2 protein-coding genes are annotated in these 1,024 nt (G+C 40.0%); both read left to right on the top strand.

Annotated elements, in window-relative coordinates; genetic code table 11:
• A complete protein-coding gene (locus AB1414_21520; protein ID MEW6609991.1) occupies positions 1-168 on the top strand; it encodes a nucleoside-diphosphate kinase in 168 nt (55 codons plus the stop codon).
• Positions 169-420: 252 nt separating this feature from the next.
• A partial coding sequence (locus tag AB1414_21515) for an alcohol dehydrogenase catalytic domain-containing protein (protein ID MEW6609990.1) occupies positions 421-1,024 on the top strand: 604 nt, incomplete at its 3' end.

Genomic DNA, 1,024 nt, shown 5'->3' with positions numbered 1-1,024 from the left:
ATTGTTGGAACTACTGACCCGGCAAAGGCATTAAAAGGCACAATACGAAGTCTGAGTCCCGATTCATTAGAGATTGCTTATAGCGAGAATCGTGCTGTCCAGAATTTAGTCCATCGGGCTGAAAATTCCATCAGTGCCCAAAGAGAAATGGCTATCTTTTTCCCTTAAGGAGGGAAGTAATGGGTCAGTGAAATGGGGGATTCTCCTGAAAGTAGGAGAGTAGGAAAGTAGGAAAGGGAGACATTGCCTACAGGGGAAGAATACTGTGCACATTCTTTATCCCTTTCCTACTTACCTACTACCTACTTGACTACTATTTTCGTAAGCGTTCAGGTGGTGTAACAAAAGGAGATGAGGAGATTAAGGAGATAGGGAGATATTATTAAAAAAATTGAAATTAGTAGAAACTAATAGAAATTTATGGAAATTTGTTGTTTCCCACAATCAATTTCTACCTATTTTTGCTTCGCAACATTCTTCGAATTCTATAAATTTCAATCTATTTCTATTATCTTATCTCCATATCGCCTTTATCTCCTTATCCCCTTTCTTACACTTTTGATATATAGCCTGAACGGTTACCTATTTTCATTATTCTATAATCCGCAGGTTAATGTTCGTTTCCCCCAAATGACTGACCCATTACGGAGGGAAATATCTATTACGATGCGAGTGGCAATGTATTACAGCAATAGTGATATAAGAATAGAACAGATGCAAAAACCACAAATTGGACCAGGAGAATTGTTGATTCGGGTAGAGGCAAGTGGTATTTGCGGAAGTGATGTGATGGAATGGTATCGAATTAATAAGGTGCCTCTGGTTTTAGGACACGAAATCGGTGGTGTAATTGTTGAGGTGGGAGAGGGGGTAACACAATACAGAGTTGGAGACCGTATTTCTGCTTCCCATCATGTACCGTGTTACACCTGCCATTACTGTTTGCATGGACATCATACGGTCTGCGAGACATTACGAAAAACCCATTTTGAGCCTGGTGGTTTTGCCGAATATGTCCATCTGC

The sequence above is a fragment of the bacterium genome, assembly GCA_040755795.1.
Classification (GTDB): Bacteria; UBA9089; CG2-30-40-21; order CG2-30-40-21; family SBAY01; genus JBFLXS01.
Note: the sequence above shows the minus strand (reverse complement) of the source record. Positions and strands in the feature narration are given on the sequence as shown.